Raw genomic sequence first — 4,165 nt, 5'->3', positions numbered from 1 at the left:
CGGGCTCCTCAGATGTCAGCTTCGCTGCCTCGACATCGTCACCCGGCGCAAGCCCAGCCCCGGCGGGTTCAAGGGTCGGCGATGGTCAGCAGATGACCGGGCAGGACAGCATCCAGATCATCAATGCGCGCGAGCACAACCTCAAGTCCCTGAGCGTCAACATCCCACGCGGCAAGTTCACCGTGGTCACCGGCGTATCCGGCTCGGGCAAGTCGACGCTGGCCTTTGACATTTTGTTCAACGAAGGCCAGCGCCGTTACCTGGAGTCGCTCAACGCCTATGCCCGGTCCATCGTGCAGCCGGCGGGCCGGCCCGAGGTCGACGCGGTGTACGGCATCCCGCCCACGGTGGCGATTGAGCAGCGCCTGAGTCGCGGCGGGCGCAAGTCGACCGTAGGCACCACCACCGAGGTCTGGCATTTTTTGCGGCTGTTGTTCGTCAAGCTCGGCACCCAGCACTGCATCCATGACGGCACGCCAGTAGCGCCGCAAACGCCCGAGAAGATCGCGGCGCAGTTGATGAAGGATTTCCGCGGCCAGCACATCGGCCTGCTGGCGCCGCTGGTGATGAACCGCAAGGGCGTTTACACCGAGCTGGCCGATTGGGCGCGCCCGCGCGGCTTTACTCATCTGCGCGTCGACGGCAACTTTTTGCCGACCACCAACTTCCCGCGTCTGGACCGCTTCAAGGAGCACACCATTGAGTTGCCGGTGTTCAGCCTCGATGTGTTGCCGGAACAGGAAGCGCTGTTGCGTGAGGCGCTGGCCAAGGCTTTGCAGCACGGCAAGGGCGTGGTGCATGTGTTGAGCGATCTGGCGGGCTTGGGCGAAGCCATGCAGGCGGGCACGCCCACGGCGGGCATCGGACGCTTGAGCGCGTTCTCCACCCTGCGCGCCTGCCCGGTCTGCAGCACCAGTTATGCCGAGCTTGACCCGCGGCTGTTCAGTTACAACAGCAAACACGGCTGGTGTCCGGACTGCGTGGGCACTGGTGTCAAGCTCACGCGCGAACAGCGCAAGGTGTTCGATGATTCGGTGCGCGATGACAACAACAAGGGCCGTGAGCAGACTTTTTCCGAACCCGACGTGGAAGATCTGGTCGATGCCGCCTGTCACACTTGCCAGGGTACCCGACTCAACGCGACGGCTCGGGCAGTGAGATTTGGCGCGAATTTGCCCCAGCCTGAGATGGGGGTTCGTGGGGCATCGGATCAGTCGAATGCAGTATTTGACGGCATCGCCATTACCGAGCTGGCACGCCTGAGCGTGAGCGACCTGCGCGGCTGGGTGGAAACGATGCAGACTCTGGGCCGCATGAGCGGGCGAGAGAGTGACATCGCGCGCGATCTGATTCCCGAGATCAAGGGTCGGCTGGAATTTCTGGAGCAAGTGGGCCTGGGCTACCTGACGCTGGACCGGGGCGCTCCCACCTTGAGTGGCGGCGAGGCCCAGCGCATCCGGCTGGCAGCGCAATTGGGCAGCAATTTGCAGGGCGTGTGTTACGTGCTGGATGAGCCCACCATTGGCCTGCATGCGCGTGACAACCAGATCCTGCTGGGTGCCTTGCAGACCCTGAGCGACCAGGGCAACACGCTGGTGGTGGTGGAGCACGACGTGGACACCATTCGCCATGCCGACCACATCATCGATATTGGTCCCAGCGCCGGCAAACGCGGAGGGCGGCTCGTGGCTGAAGGCGCGGTGGCGGACATTCAGGGCGCAGCCGATTCACAGACCGGTCGCTATTTGCTGCACGCGATGAAACACCCGCTGAAACCGCGAAGGATGGTGACGAACCTCGAGGAACAGCGCTGGATCACTGTGACGGGTGCCACCATGCACAACTTGCAAAACGTCACAGCCAGCATTCCCTTGAGCCGCCTGGTCGCCATCACCGGTGTCAGTGGCTCGGGCAAGTCCACCCTGGCGCGTGACGTGTTGCTGGTCAACGTGCATGCTGCCGTGCAAAAGCGCAGTACCAAGGCCGGTCGCGATGCGATGGCAGCGGGCGAAACCATTGCCTGGGTCGGTTGTGACGATGTCACCGGCTTCGAGACGGTGGACCGCGTGCTGGAAGTCGATCAAACCCCGATCGGCAAGACGCCGCGTTCATGTCCCGCCACCTACATCGGCTTCTGGGACACCATTCGCAAGCTGTTTGCCGACACGCTGGAAGCCAAGGCGCGGGGCTACGCGGCCAACCGTTTCAGCTTCAACACCGGCGAAGGCCGATGCCCGGGCTGTGAAGGGCAGGGCATTCGCACCATCGCCATGAGTTTCCTGCCGGACGTGAAGGTGCTGTGCGAAACCTGCAAGGGTGCGCGCTTCAACCCCGAGACCCAGGCGGTGACCTGGCGCGGCAAGAATATTGGCGATGTGCTGCAGATGGAAGTCGATGAAGCCGTGGACTTTTTTGCCGCCATGCCGGTCATTTCCCATCCGCTGCAGCTGCTGAAAGACGTGGGCCTGGGTTACCTGACCCTGGGCCAGCCGTCACCCACCTTGAGTGGTGGCGAGGCGCAGCGCATCAAGCTGGTGACCGAGTTGAGCAAGGTGCGTGACGACATCACCCGCCGGGGCCAGAAGGCACCGCACACGCTGTACGTGCTGGATGAACCCACGGTGGGGCTGCACATGGCCGATGTGGAAAAACTCATCAATGTGCTGCACCGTCTGGTCGATGGCGGTCACAGCGTGGTGGTAATCGAGCACGATCTTGACGTGATTTCCGAGGCGGACTGGGCCATTGATTTGGGGCCGGAGGGCGGCAATGCTGGTGGCCGCGTCGTGGCTGCGGGCTCGCCCGAAGCGGTGGTGGCCTTGGCCACGCATACCGGGGTGGCGTTAAACGCGGTGTTGAACCGGTAGGGGTGGATGACCCATCGGAGGCACTTTCGGCTGCCTCCGGGGTCAAGGTGTCAGGCGCTTAAGCGCCCGACTCCACCTCAAACGCATTGTTCTGGTCTTGCGCCAGCACCAGCGCCACCTGCTTCAAGCTGTCCTTTAAGGCGCTTTTGAGGGTGTGCGGCGGGTTGATGACAAACATGCCGCTGGCAGGCAGGCCCGGGCGGATGACGTCACCCGCGTCGTTGGTGAGCAGCTTGCTGGACTTGACCGTGAGTGTGGCGTTGAGCCAGGGCTTCCCCGCTTTGTTGGCCAGGGTCTTGAGCTTGCGTGGCAATTGGTGCGCTTCCGGGCGCGGGATGATCGGGTACCAGATGGCATAGGTGCCGGTGGGGAACCGCACCAGCGCATCGGCCACCATGTCGACCACGCGGTTGTAGTCGTTCTTGATTTCATAACTGGGATCGCACAGCACCAAGGCACGGCGCGACGGCGGCGGCAGGAATTTCTTGATGCCCTCAAAGCCGTCCTCGCGCAGCACGGCCACCTGTCGGCCTACGTCAAGCTGGGCAATGTTGGAGGACAAGGTTTTGGTGTCGGTGGGGTGGATTTCAAACAGCTTGAGTTTGTCGCGCTCGCGCAGCAGGCGCTGGATGATGAAGGGTGAACCGGGATACACCTTGTGGCTGCCTGGCGTGTTGAAACTGGCCACCATGTCGAGGTAGTCCTGCAACGCGGGCGTCGGCGTGATGCTGGCGAGTTTCTCAATCAGGCGCAAATAGCCCTCACCGGCTTCGCCGCTGGTGCTGGCGTAGTCGCCATCGAGGCGGTACAAACCGGCCCCGGCATGGGTGTCAAACACGGTAAAGGCCGTGTCTTTGAGTGCCATGTGGCGCAATATGGCCAGCAGCGTGGTGTGCTTGAGAACGTCGGCATGGTTGCCGGCATGAAAGGCGTGACGATAACTGAACATGTGGGGATGTTAACCGCTGTGCCCGGTATGTTTGTATAATGCTGGGCTTCGCAGCGCTTTTGTGGCTCCGCGGCGAAGTGTCTCAGCATCGTCCAGGTCTTATGTGATTGGGCCGTGTGCCGATTGAATCCCTACCTAAGAGATTCCCATCAGAGGAACGCCGACCGTAGAAAAGAGCCCGCCAAACCCTTCTTTTATAAAGAGAAATCTCATGTCAACTTTCAGCGCAAAACCCGCTGAGGTCGTGCACGAGTGGTTTGTGATTGACGCGACCGACAAGGTCCTCGGACGAGTAGCCAGCGAAGTTGCTCTCCGTTTGCGCGGCAAACACAAGGCCATTTACACGCCT

2 protein-coding genes and 1 pseudogene are annotated in these 4,165 nt (G+C 62.0%); 2 read left to right on the top strand and 1 reads right to left on the bottom strand.

What is annotated here, in order from left to right:
- A pseudogene (locus NDI87_RS16805) lies at nucleotides 1-2,867 on the top strand (excinuclease ABC subunit A); the annotation flags it as partial.
- Nucleotides 2,868-2,925: 58 nt separating this feature from the next.
- On the opposite strand, the gene rlmJ reads toward NDI87_RS16805, so the two are convergent.
- Nucleotides 2,926-3,816 (bottom strand): 23S rRNA (adenine(2030)-N(6))-methyltransferase RlmJ, encoded by an 891-nt coding sequence (gene rlmJ, locus NDI87_RS16800; RefSeq protein ID WP_296276728.1) that lies wholly within the window; start codon nucleotides 3,814-3,816, stop codon nucleotides 2,926-2,928.
- A 211-nt stretch (nucleotides 3,817-4,027) separates the two neighbouring features.
- Here rlmJ and NDI87_RS16795 point away from each other — a divergent pair.
- A partial coding sequence (locus NDI87_RS16795; protein WP_296276729.1) for an uL13 family ribosomal protein occupies nucleotides 4,028-4,165 on the top strand: 138 nt, incomplete at its 3' end.

The organism is Rhodoferax sp. (assembly GCF_023701345.1).
Lineage (GTDB): Bacteria > Pseudomonadota > Gammaproteobacteria > Burkholderiales > Burkholderiaceae_C > Rhodoferax.
This window is presented reverse-complemented; position numbering and strand designations above follow the sequence as displayed.